This is a genomic window from Rubrobacter sp. M3-4, assembly GCF_059772285.1.
In genome coordinates this window covers 1-16312 of the sequence record NZ_JCBAJP010000010.1, presented here as the reverse complement: position 1 = coordinate 16312, position 16312 = coordinate 1, and the positions used below count along the sequence as shown (strand labels likewise).

Here is a 16312-nt window from a genome sequence, read left to right as displayed (position 1 = left end):
CCCGCCCGCGTGTGCCGCCTGTTTGGACATCGGGCTAAAGACTTCCCCCACATAGCGGGGATAACCTGTATCCGGGCAGGCAGAACCACTCACCCAGGAGGAAGAGACGTGCGACGAACAGGCCTCACAATCGCCGTAATACTCGCGCTGGTAATGTTGTTGCCGCAGGCGGCCTTCGCGAAGACGACGATCGCAGATGTCAAGGTCGCGGTGGACACCGTGTGGGTGATCGTGACCGCGTGTCTGGTGCTATTCATGCAGGCCGGGTTCGCGATGCTCGAGGTCGGCTTCTCCCGGATGAAGAACGTAGGGAGCGTGGTCGCCAAGATCCTGGCGAACATGGGCATCGGGCTCGTCGTGTTCTGGGCGTTCGGTTTCGCGATCGCGTTCGGTACCGGAAACGCCGTCTTTGGCACCGAGGGATGGTTCACGAGCGCGGCACCGGGCGAGGTGGACAAAGTCTTCGCCGGGCTCTCCTGGACCGAGGTGCCGCTCGGCGCCAAGTTCCTCTTCGAGGTGGCCTTCGCGCTCGTCTCGTTGGCCATCGTGTGGGGCACGATGCTCGAGCGGACCAAGTTCGCCGTCTACTGCGTCTTCGCGGTGGTCTTCGCCGGGTTCATCTACCCGACGGTGGGGCACTGGATCTGGGGTGGCGGCTGGCTCTCGGGGCTCGGGATGCAGGACTTCGCCGGCTCGACGGTCGTCCACCTGCAGGGCGCGGTCGCCGCGCTCGCCGGGACGCTGTTGCTCGGCCCCCGTCTCGGCAAGTACGACGACGAGGGACGTCCACGCACCATCCCCGGCCACAACATGCCGCTCGCGGTCCTCGGCGTGATCATACTCTGGATCGGCTGGTGGGGTTTCAACCCCGGCTCGACGATGGCGGCCGTCGGCGCGCCCTTCGCCTACATCGCGCTCACGACCAACCTGGCCGCCGGGGCCGGTGTCCTCGGGGCTATGGTGGCGAGCTACCTGCACCGCCGGATAATCGACGTCGGGATGCTCGGCAACGGCGCGCTCGCCGCGCTGGTCGCGATAACCGCCTCGTGCGCCTTCGTCGCGCCCTGGGCCTCGATCGTCATCGGCTTCGTCGCCGCGGTGGTCATGTACGCCACCTACATCTTCGTGGAGCGCCTCCGGGTGGACGACCCGCTCGGCGCGATCGCTTCCCACGGCATGGGCGGCGTCTGGGGGACGCTCTCCACGGGCCTCTTCGCGACCCCGCAGCTCGTCAAGGAGATCGGGGTGGGGGCTCCGGGGCTGTTCTACGGCGGCGGGCTGCACCAGCTGGGCGTACAGGCGCTCGGGATACTCGCGGCCGGCGGTTTCACGTTCGCAACCTCCTACATCGTCTTCGCGATCCTCAAGGCGACGATCGGCCTCAGGGTCAAGCCCCACCAGGAGCTCGACGGTCTGGACGTGAGCGAGCACGGGGTCTACGGTTACGCGGAATCCCTGGTCGCGACGGACGAGTACCGGGAAGCAGTCACCCTCGATTCCGGTGGACGGGAGGGCTAGAGCGGGGTGGCGGAGAAGCCCATGGCTCAGGCGGCGGCGCGAGGCAACACCATCGTCAACGTCTACGCCGACCGGGTCGAGATCGTGAGCGGCTGGCAGGGACAGCACACGGAGCGCATCCACCACCGCAGCATCGCCGACGTCCGGGTGCGCGGGCTCGTCAACTGCACCCTCACGATATCCACCAACGAAGGCCGCGTCTACCGGCTGGAGCACATGGCGCTCCCGGACGCCAACGAGATAAGGGCGGCCATCGGCCACCAGAAGCGCAAGGCCGGGCTGTACGGCTAGAGCAGCTCCTCCACCGGAACGCCGGAGGCGAGCTCCCGCTCCTCCCGCTCCCCGAGCGGGAGGAGCGGCGGTCTGAGCCGGGTCCACCCTTCCTCCCCGGTGGCCCGGTGCAGGAGCGCCTTGAGCGCCGGGATCGTCGGGTAACCCTCCATCGCCTTTCGCAGCGCGTCGAGATCCCTCTGTGCCCCTTCCGCGTCTTCACCGGCCTCGTGCAGATCGTAGACCCTGCGCGCGAGCCGGGAGTTCAGGTTGGCGGAGGCGGAGATGCACCCCACCCCACCGGCGCGCAGCGTACGCAGCAGGAACTCCTCGGAGCCGGCGAAGACCTCGAACCCGTCGAGCTCGCGACAGGTCCTCTCGATGCGCTCCCAGCGGCCCTCGCTGTCCTTGGTCCCGACGATCGTCTGCGGGTACGCTTCGTGCAGCCGGCGCATCAGCTCCAGGCTCAGCCCGACACCGGAGACCTGCGGGATGTGGTACAGGTAGACCCTGAGCCTCTCGTCCCCCACCCGCTCGACCAGTTCGGCGAAGAAGCGGAAGAGCCCCTCGTCGCCGGCGTCCTTGTAGTAGAAGGGGGGCAGGACCAGCACGCCGCCCGCACCGACCTCGATCGCTTTCTCGCACAGACGAACCGCGTCGGTGAGCGAGCATGAACCCGTGCCCGGCAGGAGCCTCTCGCCCGGCACGCCACCCTCGACGAGCGCCTCGAGCGCTTCCTCCCTCTCGGCCACCGAGAACGAGTTCCCCTCCCCCGTTGTCCCGAAGACGCTCACCCCGTGGCATCCGGCGTCGAGAAGCCTCAGGCAGTGGCGGACGAACGCCTCGTGGTCCGGGTCGAGGTGCTCGTCGAGCGGCGTCAGCACGGCGGTGAAGACCCCTCTGAGACCACCCTCCCTCTCTCGCTGCAATCCACACCTCCTGGCGATGGAAGACGTCCCTTCACGCTGATGGTAGCACCACTCGGAGAAGAAGGCCCGTTCCTAGGAAGCGGCTTCCTGCAGCTGGCGTTCGAGCTCCCGGATCTCGTCGCGCAGCTCCGCCGCCTGTTCGAACCTCAGCTCCTCGGCGGCCTCCATCATCTCGGCCTGCAGACGCGCGATGAGGTCGCGAAGTTCGTCCGGGTCGCGCGGAGCAGTAGGACGCTTCCTTCGCTGCGTCTTGTAGAGCCCCTTCGCCTCGGCGGCGATCAGGATGTCCGAGACGCCCTTCTTGATCGTCTGGGGCGTGATCCCGTGGCGTTCGTTGTACTCTGTCTGTATCTCCCGGCGGCGGTTGGTCTCGCCGATCGCCGCGCGCATCGCTTCGGTCTCTCTGTCCGCGTACATGATGACCCGCCCGTTCACGTTGCGCGCCGCCCGGCCTATGGTCTGGATGAGCGCCCGCTCGCCGCGCAGGAAACCCTCTTTGTCCGCATCCAGTATGGCCACGAGCGAGACCTCCGGCAGGTCGAGCCCCTCGCGCAGCAGGTTTATCCCGACGAGCACGTCGAACTCGCCGCTGCGCAGGCCACGGATGATCTGGATGCGCTCCAGCGTCTCGATATTCGCGTGCATGTAGCGGGCCCTCACCCCGTGCTCGAGGAGGTAGTCCGTGAGGTCCTCGGCCATCTTGATCGTGAGCGCGGTGACCAGGACCCGCTCGTCCCGCTCGACCCTCTTGTGGATCTCGTTCATCAGGTCGTCGATCTGACCCCGCGTCGGGCGGACCTCGACCTCGGGGTCGACGAGCCCGGTGGGGCGGATGATCTGCTCGACTATCTGGTCGCTGTTCTCGAGCTCGTAGGGGCCCGGGGTGGCCGAGACGAAGACGAGCTGGTTGGTCTTCAGGAGGAACTCCTCCCACCTCAGGGGCCGGTTGTCCAGCGCCGAGGGGAGCCGGAAGCCGTGCTCCACCAGCGTCTCCTTGCGGCTGCGATCGCCGTTGTACATCCCCCGGATCTGGGGCAGCGTGATGTGCGACTCGTCGACGAAGGTGACGTAGTCGTCGGGGAAGTAGTCGAGCAGGGTGTACGGCGTCGAGCCCGCGGGTCGGCCGTCGAGGTGCCGGGAGTAGTTCTCGATCCCGGAGCAGTAGCCGAGCTCGCGCAGCATCTCCAGGTCGTACTGGGTCCGCTGCCGGAGCCGGTAGGCCTCGAGCATCTTCCCCTCACGCTCGAGCTCGGCGTAGCGCTCCTCGAGCTCCTCCTCGATGCCCTTTATCGCGCGCTCGAGCTTCTCCTCGCCGGTGACGAAGTGGGTCGCCGGGTAGATCGTGAGCGTCTCCGGCTCGCGCAGCACCTCCCCGGTCAGCGGATCGACCTCGGCGATGCTCTCCACCTCGTCGCCGAAGAAGGAGATGCGGTAGACCGTGTCCTGGTAGGCCGGGTGTATCTCCAGCACGTCCCCCCGGACCCGGAAGTTGCCGCGGGAGAGCTGGTAGTCGTTGCGGGCGTACTGGATGCGCACGAGATCCCGCAGCACGTCGTCGAGGTCGTAGAAGCCGCCCCTCTCCAGCAGGACCATCTTCTGCCGGTACTCCTCCGGGCTCCCCAGGCCGTAGATCGCCGAGACGCTCGCCACCACGATCACGTCGCGCCGGGTGAAGAGCGCGCTGGTGGCCGAGTGCCTCAGGCGGTCTATGTCCTCGTTGATCTGGGCGTCCTTCTCGATGAAGGTGTCGGTCTGGGGGACGTAGGCCTCGGGCTGGTAGTAGTCGTAGTAGCTGACGAAGTACTCGACGGCGTTGTTCGGGAAGAACTCGGAGAACTCGCTCGCGAGCTGGGCCGCGAGCGTCTTGTTGTGCGCGATGACGAGCGAGGGCCGCCCGACCTTCTCGATGATGCGGGCCATCGTGTGCGTCTTGCCCGAGCCGGTCACCCCGAGCAACGTCTGCGCCCGCAGCCCGGATTCGAGCCCGGAAGCGAGCTTCTCTATGGCCTGCGGCTGGTCTCCGGTCGGCCGGTAGGCGCTGTTCACCCGGAAGCTGTTCTCTAGCTGGTTCTCCATGCGATCACACCCGAACCCGTCTCGTAGGACGCTGCGTCAAGAGATTATACGTCCGGCTCGGATCGTGACAGCGGCGAAAACTCTCCCACGTCCCTTGACCCTCACGCAACGTGAGGCTTTATCCTCCAGTGGCATGGAGAAGACCTGGAGGATAGGAGAGCTTGCCCGGAGCACCGGCCTCTCGGTGCGCACGCTGCGCCACTACGACGAGATCGGGCTGCTCCGCCCCGCCCGCAGAACAGAGTCCGGCTACCGGCTCTACGGCCCGGAGGACGTTCTCAGACTGCAGCGGATCCTCTCGCTCCGCTCGCTGGGGCTGCCCCTGAGCGAGGTCGCCCGCTGCCTGGACGATCCGGAGTTCACGGCGCTGCGGGTCGTCGAGCTGCACGCGGAACGGGTGAGGGAGGAGCTGCGCATCAAGGGGGCTCTGCTCGAGCGGCTGGAGCTGGTGGCAGAGAGGCTGCGCTCGTCCGGAGGGTCTTCCCCAGCAGAACTCGTGCAAACAGCGATGGAGGTGATCGAGATGTCGGAGAGGCTCGAGAGATACTACACCCCTGAGCAGCGGGAGTACCTCGAGAAGAGGGCCCGGGATCTCGGCCGGGAGAGGATCCGCCGGGTCGAGGAGGAATGGCCGCGCCTCATCGCGGAGGTCCGGGCCGAGATGGAGGCGGGGACCGACCCCCGGAGCGAGCGGGTGAGGGAGCTCGCCCGGCGCTGGAAGAAGCTGGTCGAGGAGTTCACCGGCGGCGACGAGGGGATCTCCCGCTCGCTCGGCAGGATGTGGGGCGAGGAGGAAGAGATACACGGCCACGACACCGCGCGGATGCGCGAGATGATCTCCTACATCTCGCGGGCGGAGGCCAGCGAGGATAAGCCCTAGCCGCCGCGCAGCTCGGGACCGTAGAGCCTGCGGTAGGTCTTCTGCGCGGCGAGCACGTTCCTCACGTAGTCGCGGGTCTCGGCATACGGGATCTGCCGGAGGCTGAACCCCGGACGCAGCCCCCACTGCGCGACCTTCCCCTCCCCGGAGTTGTAGGCGGCGAGCGCCAGACGCTCGTCCTGCGGATAGCGGTGCTCCAGATAGCTCAGATACCAGGTGCCCATCTCGATGTTGACCCCGGGATCCCGGTAATCCCCCCGTATGCCGCCGTGCTCGGCGATGAAGCGCGCCGTGGAGGGCATGATCTGCATCAGGCCGTAGGCCCCCTTCGAAGACTCCGAGTCGTGACCGAAGCGGCTCTCGGTGTAGATCACACCGGCCACGAGCGTGGGGTCGACGCCGAACTTCTGGCTCGCGGCGCGTATCTGCGGCGCGTACTCCAGAGGATGTGTCGCGCGTTCGAAGATCCCGTAGAGCCGGGGCCAGAAGACGGTGAGGGCGAGCAGCAACACGACGGCGAGCAGCACGCTCCTCCTCCTGCGCCGGGCCCTGCGTCTGGCCGCCCTGCGGCGTCCACCTCTGGTCGTGTAGACTACCGTCCCCGCCCTCCTCCGGACAGAAGACGCTCCCACACCTTCACGGCCTGCTCCCTGAGGCGCTCCATCCCGCCGTCGTTGTTCACGACGATGTCGGCCCGGCGAGCTTTCTCTTCAGCGCTGAGCTGCCTCGCCTCCACGGCTTCGAACTGCCTCTCGGGCATCCCCCTCTCCCGCGCCCACCCCAGCCGGCGCTCCCGGGGAGCGAGCACCGTCAGGGTGAAATCGAAGTCGGAGGCGTGTTTACCCTCGAAGAGCAGCGGCACCTCGGCCACGAAGAGCGGGGCGCGGCTGGCGGAGATCCTGCGCCCGACCTCACGCCAGACGAGCGGGTGGACCATCTCTTCCAGATCCTCGAGGGCCCGCCGGTCGCCGAAGACCTCCCGTCCGAGCGCCCGGCGGTCTATCCCCCGCTCCCCCCGCACGTGTTCCCCGAAGCGGCGTACGATCTTCTCGATCAGCTCCGCATCCGTGGCCATGAGATCGTGCACCACCCCGTCGGCCGAGATGGTCTCTGCCCCCAGCTCACCGAGCATCGCCACGAAGGTGCTCTTCCCGCAGGCCAGAGGGCCGGTGACGGCGAGCGTCACCGGCCCTCCCTCTTCCGACACACCCGGCCTCCCGGCGCTTACTCCCTCTCCAGATCCAGGTTGGAGAGCTGGTCGAAGGCACCAGCCGTACGCACGCCGGTGTCCCTGGGCCGGTCTCGGCGCGGACGGTCCTCACGCTCCTCGCGGCGCCGCTCCTCCTTCTCGGAGCGCTCGGGACGCAGCGAGAGCGAGAGCCGCCGGCGCTTCGGGTCGACGTCGATCACCCGCGCGTCCACCTCGTCGCCGCTGCGCACGATCTCGCCCGGCGTCTCCACGTGGTGGTCGGCGAGCTCGGAGATGTGGATCAGACCCTCCACCCCCTCGGCGACCTCGACGAACGCTCCGAAGGAGACGAGCTTGGTCACCCGGCCATGGATCGTCTGACCAACCTCGACCTGCTCGACGACCTCCTGCCAGGGATCCTTGCGGGTCTGCTTGAGGCCGAGCGAGATCCTCTCGCGCTCCTGATCCACCTCGAGCACCTTGACCTTGACCTTCTCCCCGACCTGTACGACCTCGCTCGGATGGTCGACGTGGTTCCAGGAGAGCTCGGAGATGTGGATCAGACCGTCTATCCCGTCGAGGTCCACGAACGCGCCGAAGTCGACGAGGTTCGAGACCGTACCCTCGACGATGTCGCCCTCCTTGAGGGAGGTAAGGATCCTCTCACGCTCCTCCTTGCGCTCCTCTTCGAGGACCGCGCGGCGGGAGAGCACGACGTTGTTGCGGCTGCGGTTGAGCTCTATGACCTTACACTCGAGCCTCTGACCCAGGAAGGCGTCGAGGTTCCTGACCCTCCGGATGTCCACCAGGCTCGCCGGCAAAAAGCCTCTTAGCCCGATGTCCAGGATCAGACCGCCCTTGACGACCTCTATGACCGGCCCCTCGACGTTCTCCTGCGCGGCGTAGGCTTCTTCGATCCGGTTCCAGGCCTTCTCGAAGGCCGCCCGCTTGGCGGAGAGGATCAGACGCCCGTCGGCGTCCTCCTTCTGGAGCACCAGCGCCTCGATGCGCTGGCCGAGCTCGACGATCTCGTGCGGGTCGACGCCCTTGCGGATCGAGAGCTCGTTGGCCGGGATCAAGCCCTCAGACTTGTACCCGATGTCCACGAGGACCTCGTCCTTGTCTATCCGGACGACCTCGCCCTCGACTATGTCCCCGTCGCTGAAGTCTATGAGGATGCTCTCGTCTACCGGGACTATCTCCCCGTTCTCCTCGCGGAAGAAGTCCCGCATCGTCAGCTCTCGGGACGTTTTTTCAGTGGCTTCCGTCATCTAACAGTAACTTTCCTCTTCCACATGGCTTACGAACAGACGACTATCTCAAGGATCACGCTCCTGGAGCGATATCCTAGCTCATTCTATCACTCTTTTGCAGGGACAGGGGCGCGACGCTGCCCCATCTCTCCCCGGATTTTACCTCGACCTCGAGCGGGGGGTCGAGCTCGCAGGCCGCGACCATGCGCGCGGCGGCGAGCGCGGCGACCTCCCCGACCAGATCCCTCTCGACGTCGAAGACGAGCTCGTCGTGGACCTGCATGATCATATCCGCCCCCTCCGGCAGCCGCCCGTCTATGTCCACCATCGCGATCTTGATGATGTCCGCGGCCGTCCCCTGCACCCGGGCGTTGAACGCGAGCCTTTCGCCGAGCCTCTGGACGCTCTTGTTCTTGCTCCTGAGCTCGGGGACGTAGCGTCTCCTGCCGAAGAGGGTGGTGGTGTACCCGAGCTCCCTCGCCTCCTCGTTGGTCTTGCGGATGAACTCGCTGACCCTGGGGTAGCGCTCGAGGTAGCGCTTTATGTAGCGCTCGGCCTCGGAGGGATGGACGTTGCCGAGACGCGTGGCGAGCCCGTATCCGGAGATGCCGTAGAGGATGCCGAAGTTGACCATCTTGGCCCTCCGCCTGAGCTCGGGGGTCACGCTCTCCGGCCTGACGTCGAAGACCTCTGAGGCGGTGCGGGTGTGGATGTCCTCCCCGCTCCGGAAGGCCTCGACGAGCGCGGGCTCCCGGGTCATGTGCGCGAGGATCCTGAGCTCTATCTGCGAGTAGTCGCAGACGAGCAGGACGCGGCCCTCGGAGGCGGTGAACGCGTCCCTGATGCGCGCCCCGAGCTCGGTGCGCACGGGGATGTTCTGCAGGTTGGGCGAGTCGCTCGAGATGCGCCCGGTGGCCGTGGTGGTCTGGTTCAGCGTGGTGTGGATGCGTCCGTCCTCGCCGACGAGCCTGCTCAGGGCCTCCACGTAGGTGCCGCGGAGCTTGGTGAGCTCGCGGTACTCGATGACCCGCCCGGCCACGGTGTACCCCTGCAGCGCGAGCTGCTGGAGCACCTTGGCGTCGGTGGAGTATCCGGTCTTGGTCTTCCTGACGGGGGGTATGGAGAGCTCCTCGAAGAGAACCTCCCCGAGCTGCTTGGGCGAGCTGATGTTGAACGGGTGCCCCACCTCCTCGAAGATCCTGGCCTCGAGCTCGGAGATCCTGCCCTCTATCTCCCGCCCGACCTCCTCGAGCGTCCCCACGTCCACCGGCATCCCCACCCGTTCCATCTTCGCGAGCACGTCGGCGAGCGGGAGCTCGACCTCGTAATAGAGGCGGGAGAGCTCCATCTCCTCGAGCTCGTCGCGCAGACCGGGGACGAGCGCGTAGACCAGCGCCGCCCGCCGCGCGGCGCCGGCCACCTCGGGGTCCTCGTGCTCGACTTCGACCCCCTCGAGACCCCGCTCCCGGGCCAGCGTCTCGGGCTCGTAGCTGCGGGTGCCGGGCTGTATGAGGTAGGCGGCGAGGTAGGTGTCGAAGCTGGCCCGCCTCACGCCGCAGCCCTTGGCGTCGTGTACCCAGAGCTGTCCGGCCGGGAGCTCCCCTGAGACGTACGCCTCGTCCTCGGCGGTGGCGACGGCCCAGCGCCCGTCGCCGACCGGCGCCACGGCCACCGGGTCGAGGCTCGGCTCCGATGGTTCTCCCGCGATCCGGACGCGCCTCCGGCGCGGCGCCTCGACCCTGCCGCCACCGGCCACCGGGAGCTCCGGCAGCCGTCTCTCGAGGAAGCTGTTGAACTCGTAGCGCTCGAAGACCTCCCGGCACTCCGGCGAGACCCCTTCGAACTTGAGCCCTTCGAGATCGAAATCCACCGGTACGTCGAAGTGCATCCGCGCCAGCTCGAGCGACATGAAAGCGCTCTCTCTTCCCTCCTCGAGCTTGCGGCGCGTCCCCTCGGGAGAGACCTCGTCCAGGTGCTCGTAGATGCCTTCCAGGCTCCCGAACCTCTGCAGGAGCTTCGAGGCGCTCTTGGGGCCGATCCCCCGCACGCCGGGGATGTTGTCCGAAGGATCCCCGGTGAGCGCCTTGTAGTCCGGGATCTGCTCCGGGGTGACCCCGTACTCCTCGACGACCTCCTCCCTCCCGTAGACCTTCGTCTCGGAGAAGCCGCTCCTGGAGCTGGTGCGCATCACCCTGACGTTGCCGTCCACGAGCTGCATGGCGTCCTGATCCCCGGTGACGATCATGAGCTCGCTCCCCTCCGGTACCCGCCGCGAGAGGGTGGCTATGACGTCGTCGGCCTCGTGCCCCTCGACCCTGACGACCGGCACGTTCATCGCCCGGAGGATGTCGTCGAGGTGCTCGAGCTGGTCCTTGAGCTCCTCCGGCATGGGTTTCCTCTGCGCCTTGTACCCCTCGTAGAGCCCGGTCCGGGAGCTGGGCAACCCACCGTCCCAGACGACCGCGACCCCTTTCTCGCCCTCCTCACCGAGGATCTTGAGCAGGACGCTCGTGAACCCGTAGAGGGCGTTGGTCATGAGCCCCTCACGGGTGGATATGCTCTGCGGAAGAGCATAGAAAGCCCGGTAGAGCAGTGAGTATCCGTCGATCAAATACAGGCGCATGATGTATCGTGATTATACTGGGTCGTGCGGCCGGGACCAGAAGGCTACATGCTATACTTGCCCCGCCCGAGAGCCGGAGTGGCGGAACCGGTAGACGCGCCGGACTCAAAATCCGGTGGCCGCAAGGTCGTGTGGGTTCGAGTCCCACCTCCGGCACCAGACGAAATCCCTGCAAAGCGGCGAAAATCTGGGCCGCAAGGGAACGCCGGAGCCGTTTACTGCGACCCCTCAACCGAGGGCTTCTTCGAGGGCGCGGGAGATGTTGGAGTGCCTAGCATCTCGTAGATGATCTTGGGTTAACATTCTTGATAAGCGGCGTTACGCAGGTGTGGCGCAGGTCGCGGAAGCTGGTTTTCTCCGGCAATCTGAACCGGCGTGAGGTGAGGCCTCACCACCCACCTTTTAACGTCTTCTCCGAGTAGACCCCGAAGTGTAATGGGATAGCACTCCCCTGTAAGGCTGAGCGAAACAACCGTCCAAAACCCGAGTATCTTGCCATCCGAAAGGCGCTCCACGTACTATTTTCTTGACCTCTTGACCTCTCCTCACAGTTTCTGTATCCAGGATCAGCTTACCGCTCTCGGTCTCAAGCCCGCCCCAGCACGATTCAATCCAAAGGTTGTCCCGAGCACCCCCTTTAGGCATAGGAAACTCGGGCTCTGTCCTTGGACAGCATCTCTGCCAGTATAGGTAACTGCTGTAAAACCGAGTCCTTATCGGGTAGCTTGCCACTCCTGAGAGTCACTCTGATCCAATGAAGCCATGACATTTCAAAAGATCGTCCCTTCACTAGGTTGGCTGATCTGCAAGCTTCAGCTACCAACTCCAAGCAGGTGATTCCTATCTTCGTAACCATTTTTTCTTACATGGCTAGAAAAAGACTGGATAGTGATTGCGGTAGTAGATGCGCAATTGTTAAACAAATCACCTGGAAAGAGCAGAAAGGAGGTTGAAGTGCAAGAACGGGACAGTAGTACTACCCAGGATGAAGCGCGAGCTGGTGAGGAACAGACCTTCCGTTCCCTCAAGCCAAACGCTGTCGGACTTGTTGGAGTCTTGTTCATGGCCGTGGCCACGTGTGCCCCGATCACGGCGATGGCGGGCAACGTACCAATAGCCGTGGGGTTTGGTAACGGTATAGGGGCCCCTGGAGGTTACATATTCGCCCTTGTCGTGCTGACCATATTCTCCGTGGGTTTTCTGATGATGGCACGCTACATCACGACGGCTGGAGCGTTCTACGGCTTTATCTCCCACGGCCTCGGGCGCGTCGTCGGGCTTGCCTCTGGGCTTTTGTGTGTTTTCTGCTACATGATCTTCGAGCCTGCATTGGTCGGCATTTTCTCTGCCTTCGCCCATGATACGGTTCGAGCACAGCTCGGACTCAACGTTCCCTGGCCCGTTTTCGCCGGGATAATGCTTGCAGCCATCGCCATACTCACCTACTTCGACATCAACCTGACGGCAAAGGTGCTGGCGGTCTTCCTGCTCACTGAGATCTCGGTGCTCCTGTTCATGGCATTCGGGGTGCTCTTTTCGGGGGGAGGACCGGATGGAATATCGCTCGCTCCGCTGAACCCCATTAACGCCTTCAAGGGCGTTGCTCCCGGTCTCGGCTTGATCTTTGCTTTCTGGTCCTGGGTCGGATTCGAGACAAGTGCGGTCTACGGGGAGGAATCCAAGAACCCCAAACGCAACGTTCCACTTGCCATCCTTATCTCCGTTGTCGGGGTAGGGATCTTCTACACCTTCGTTTCCTGGATGGCCATAGACGGCAACGGGCTGCATCAGTCGGTAGCGCTGGCCAAGGGTAGCAACCCCTTCGCACTCTTCATTAACCCGACGCGTGAATTCGTCGGAGGATGGGCGGTCACCCTCTTCGAGTGGCTGCTCATAACCGGGTCGTTCGCCTGCGGGATGGCGTTCCACAACGATGCAGCACGCTACCTCTACAACTTCGGCAGGGAAGGGTTCTTCAGCCGGAGGCTGGGTGAGACACATCCGGTCCACGGATCTCCGCATATAGCTTCCTTCACCCAGACGGCAATAGCGACCCTTCTGGTTGCGGTCTTCTGGGCGACAGGGCAGGACCCCTACGCCAATCTGTACACCATACTGGCGATGGGTGGAACGCTGGCGCTTCTGCTAGTGCAGACGCTCTGCTCGTTTGCGGTCATCGGCTACTTTCACGTCAAAGGATACCATCCAGAGGCACGCAACTGGCTGACCACCTTCGCCGCACCTCTGGTAGGTGGCATCGGAATGATCGTCGTTGTCTTCCTTCTGATCACTAACTTCTCGACCGCCGCCGGTAGTGCTTCGAGCAGCCTGGCGTTCAAACTCATCCCCTGGATCGTATGTGCCATTGCCATAGGAGGGATGGCCTTCTCACTCTATCTCAGGGCAAGAAAACCCGAGCGTTACGCAATTCTCGGACATGTAGTCTTCGACCCGTCTGCAGAGAAAGTGACCGTAGATACTTCGGTGCGAGAAGATCACAAGATCTCGGAAAAGGGTACCAGAGAGACCGGACGAGAAGGAACACAGCAGGAGCTCGCCTGAGCCATAAAGGATAGGTACCCTTCTACCGGGGTAATTACTTCAAGAAAGGAGGAGGTGACACATTGTCGGCCTTGGAAGAAACTTCTGCCAGGATCGGCCATCCCCTAGAGCCGCTTAGCGCCAGGGAAATAGAGCAGGCAGTGAATATCTTGCGCAAGGACAGAAATCTCGGGGAGAGCTACCGCTTCTCGGGGGTCACACTTAACGAGCCGCCGAAAGAGAAGGTTCTCTCCTTCAAACCAGGCGACAGCTTCGACCGAGAGGCATTCATCGTCGTGCACGACAGAGAAGAGAATGTCAACTACGAGGCGGTGGTCTCGCTCAGCCGAGGCGAGGTCGTCTCATGGGAACGAATCCTGGATGTCCAAGCACCGATCGCTCTCGAGGAGTTCGACGAGTGCGAGGCGGCTTGCAAGGCAAACCCCGAGTACCAAGAGGCGCTCAGGAAGCGCGGGATCACCAACATGGACCTGGTCCTAGTCGATCCCTGGTCGGCAGGGAGCTACGGAGACGAAGAAGGACGCAGGCTCTCGAGAGCACTCTCCTGGGTTAGGCTGGACCCCGAAGACAACGCCTACGCACATCCCATAGACAACCTCATCGCGATCGTTGACCTCGACAAAATGGAGGTTGTCAGGATCGAGGATTACGGTGTGGTGCCCGTACCAAAAGAGAAGGGCAACTATACCCCCGAGGCCGTGGGGCAAATGCGTACAGATCTCAAGCCTATCGAGATCACCCAGCCTGAAGGTCCCAGCTTCGAGATAGACGGGCACGAGATACGCTGGCAGAAGTGGCGCTTCCGGATAGGATTCACACCCCGTGAAGGTCTGGTTCTCTATACCGTGAGCTACAACGACGGAGGAAGAGAACGCCCCATACTCTACCGGGCCTCCCTCTCGGAGATGGTCGTGCCCTACGGCGATCCCCGACCCGGCCACTGGCGCAAGAACGCCTTCGACGCCGGAGAATACAATGTTGGCTCTCTTGCTAATTCCCTCGAGCTCGGGTGCGACTGTCTTGGGGAGATACGTTACTTCGATGGTGTGGTCTGTGATGGGGCAGGGCGTCCCCGCATCATCAAGAACGCTGTCTGCATGCACGAGGAGGACTACAGCATCCTCTGGAAGCACTACGACATGCGCACTGACAAAGCAGAAGTGCGACGTTCCAGAAGGCTCGTTGTCTCCTTCATCGCCACGGTTGCAAACTACGAGTACGGCTTCTACTGGTACTTCTACCAGGACGGCTCTATAGAGTTCGAGATGAAGGCCACAGGCATCGTCTCCACAGGAGCACTCCCTCCGGGGGAGAAGACACGCCACGGTCAGCTTCTCAACAATGATGGGCTCTACGGCCCCATACACCAGCACTTCTTCAACTTCCGGCTGGACATGGATGTCGACGGACAACAGAATACGGTCTACGAGGTCAATACCGTCCCGGTCCCTCCCGGTGAAGAGAACCCTTATGGCAACGCCTTCTACGCCAAGGCCACTCCCATAGAGAACGAGTCCGAGAGCCCGAGGAACGTGAATACCGATAGTTCTCGCTACTGGAGGATAGTGAATGAATCCTCCCAAAATCGAGTGGGTGAGCCCGTTGCGTACAAGCTTATGCCCAAGACCAACACGGTACCTTTCGCTCAACCCGATGGACAGGTAATGAAGCGAGGAGGTTTCGTAAAGGGCCACCTCTGGGTGACTCCCTACGAGCCTGCCGAGAGACATGCTGCTGGGGCCTATCCGAACCAGAACCCTGGCGATGATGGACTGGTCCGCTGGATAAAGCAGAAGCGCACCGTAAGAAACCAGGATATCGTCGTCTGGTACACACTCGGGATGCACCATCCGGTGAGGCTTGAGGACTGGCCGGTGATGCCGGTAGAGACGGCCAGCTTCATGCTCAAGCCTGAAGGTTTCTTTGATCAAAACCCGGCGCTCGACGTACCGAGGCCGGAGCACAACGGTCACTGCAACCACCACGCCGGGTGAGTAAGAACAGGGGCGGGCGGCAGGGAGACCACCATGGCGCCCGCCTCTGCTCTCCGGAGGAGTCTGGACAAAGGTGGAGATATGCACAGGAACGAGCTTGAGACGTCATCCGTAGATGTGGCAGGCGAGAGTCAGAAGGGAGAGAAAAGTGCCCGCCGCGTCTTGAAGGTGTTGAAACTGATCGGGGAGTATGGAGGAGAGATAACCGCCAAGGAGATAGCCCGCCTCGCGGGGGTCAGCCTGCCCACTGCCTACAATCTTATCAACGCACTCATACGGGAGGGGTACGTGGAGCGTGTTCCCGGGAGGCGAGGCTACCGTCTAGGACCGATGATCTCTGTACTCTACCAAAGGTCTCTGGGCGGTTCGGACATAACGCTTGATATAGAGCCGGTGCTCAAGGATCTGGCGGAACGTTCTGGTCAGCGTGCCTACCTGGCGGTACGCCAGGATGGTCGGATGGTAATATTGGACATCAAATCTATCCCAGGAGCCCCCAGGCTCCCGGATGTCTGTATAGGTTTCGGGGACGGGAGCCATGCGTTGGCCATAGGTAAGGTTCTGCTCGCCTACTCGGATGAGAAGGATATGGCAGAAGAGGAGGGAACCCTCTGCCAGTTCACATCCAGAACCATCATATCCCCGAGGAAATTGGAGAGTGAGTTGACCCAGGTCAGGGCGCAGGAATTCGCCATGGACCTGGATGAATTCGCTGAGGGTTTCTGTTGTGTCGCGGCACCCGTGAGAAACGCCGCAGGAGAGGTAGAAGCCTCGGTGGGCATCTCAGTCCCCTCACGCCACTTCTACTCCAAGCCGCGCTATTTTCTGGACATGATCCGAGTCGCGGGCAGGGAGGCTTCGGGAATCCGAGGGTACAGATACCGGGGTAGCGCGTGAGACATCCTGTACATGTCCGCCCCTGTAGGATCCATCCACCTTTGTTCTCTGTGAGATGCACCGCCTTCCTCAAAGCCTGCCAGCAGGCACTATATGGGCGGTCGGACATGCGGGCGGAAGG

General features: G+C 63.5%; 12 protein-coding genes and 1 tRNA gene. 7 read left to right on the top strand and 6 right to left on the bottom strand.

What is annotated here, in order from left to right:
* The first annotated feature begins 153 nt into the window (after positions 1-153).
* Both AC6EKW_RS11395 and AC6EKW_RS11390 read left to right on the top strand, forming a co-directional pair.
* Entirely contained in the window at positions 154-1518 is a 1365-nt protein-coding gene (locus AC6EKW_RS11395; RefSeq protein ID WP_498514486.1) for an ammonium transporter, read from the top strand.
* A 6-nt stretch (positions 1519-1524) separates the two neighbouring features.
* On the top strand, positions 1525-1809 hold the full coding sequence (locus tag AC6EKW_RS11390; protein WP_498514444.1) for a PH domain-containing protein: 285 nt from the start codon (positions 1525-1527) through the stop codon (positions 1807-1809).
* On the opposite strand, the gene AC6EKW_RS11385 is transcribed toward AC6EKW_RS11390, so the two are convergent.
* Both AC6EKW_RS11385 and uvrB read right to left on the bottom strand, forming a co-directional pair.
* Positions 1806-2717 (bottom strand): dihydrodipicolinate synthase family protein, encoded by a 912-nt coding sequence (locus AC6EKW_RS11385; protein WP_273889036.1) that lies wholly within the window; start codon positions 2715-2717, stop codon positions 1806-1808. The two genes, AC6EKW_RS11390 and AC6EKW_RS11385, sit on opposite strands and share 4 nt — an antisense overlap.
* A gap of 72 nt (positions 2718-2789) precedes the next feature.
* The gene (gene uvrB, locus AC6EKW_RS11380; protein ID WP_498514443.1) at positions 2790-4793 is read right to left on the bottom strand and encodes an excinuclease ABC subunit UvrB; all 2004 of its coding nucleotides are present in this window, start codon (positions 4791-4793) and stop codon (positions 2790-2792) included.
* Between the two features lie 133 nt (positions 4794-4926).
* Here uvrB and AC6EKW_RS11375 point away from each other — a divergent pair, with 133 nt between their 5' ends.
* Positions 4927-5673 carry a MerR family transcriptional regulator gene (locus AC6EKW_RS11375; RefSeq protein WP_498514442.1) on the top strand — a complete coding sequence of 249 codons (747 nt, stop codon included), beginning with the start codon at positions 4927-4929 and terminating at the stop codon, positions 5671-5673.
* On the opposite strand, the gene AC6EKW_RS11370 is transcribed toward AC6EKW_RS11375, so the two are convergent.
* From AC6EKW_RS11370 to AC6EKW_RS11355, 4 genes are all read right to left on the bottom strand, one after another.
* The gene (locus tag AC6EKW_RS11370) at positions 5670-6305 is read right to left on the bottom strand and encodes a lytic transglycosylase domain-containing protein (protein WP_273889033.1); all 636 of its coding nucleotides are present in this window, start codon (positions 6303-6305) and stop codon (positions 5670-5672) included. The genes AC6EKW_RS11375 and AC6EKW_RS11370 overlap by 4 nt on opposite strands.
* On the bottom strand, positions 6266-6880 hold the full coding sequence (gene coaE, locus AC6EKW_RS11365; protein WP_273889032.1) for a dephospho-CoA kinase: 615 nt from the start codon (positions 6878-6880) through the stop codon (positions 6266-6268). The genes AC6EKW_RS11370 and coaE overlap by 40 nt, the downstream gene beginning before the upstream one ends.
* A gap of 17 nt (positions 6881-6897) precedes the next feature.
* Positions 6898-8133: a 30S ribosomal protein S1 gene (gene rpsA, locus AC6EKW_RS11360; RefSeq protein WP_273889031.1), complete on the bottom strand. Its 1236-nt coding sequence runs from the start codon at positions 8131-8133 to the stop codon at positions 6898-6900.
* A gap of 76 nt (positions 8134-8209) precedes the next feature.
* Complete coding sequence (locus AC6EKW_RS11355) at positions 8210-10738, bottom strand: DNA polymerase I (protein WP_498514441.1); 2529 nt, start codon at positions 10736-10738, stop codon at positions 8210-8212.
* A 72-nt stretch (positions 10739-10810) separates the two neighbouring features.
* On the opposite strand from AC6EKW_RS11355, the gene AC6EKW_RS11350 reads away from it, so the two are divergent.
* The 4 genes from AC6EKW_RS11350 to AC6EKW_RS11335 all read left to right on the top strand — a co-directional run bounded on the left by AC6EKW_RS11350 (position 10811) and on the right by AC6EKW_RS11335 (position 16191).
* Positions 10811-10897 (top strand) — tRNA-Leu (locus AC6EKW_RS11350).
* Between the two features lie 903 nt (positions 10898-11800).
* Positions 11801-13300 (top strand): APC family permease, encoded by a 1500-nt coding sequence (locus AC6EKW_RS11345; protein WP_498514440.1) that lies wholly within the window; start codon positions 11801-11803, stop codon positions 13298-13300.
* 62 nt (positions 13301-13362) lie between these two features.
* Complete coding sequence (locus AC6EKW_RS11340; protein WP_498514439.1) at positions 13363-15294, top strand: primary-amine oxidase; 1932 nt, start codon at positions 13363-13365, stop codon at positions 15292-15294.
* A gap of 81 nt (positions 15295-15375) precedes the next feature.
* On the top strand, positions 15376-16191 hold the full coding sequence (locus tag AC6EKW_RS11335) for an IclR family transcriptional regulator (protein WP_498514438.1): 816 nt from the start codon (positions 15376-15378) through the stop codon (positions 16189-16191).
* Positions 16192-16312 lie beyond the last annotated feature (121 nt).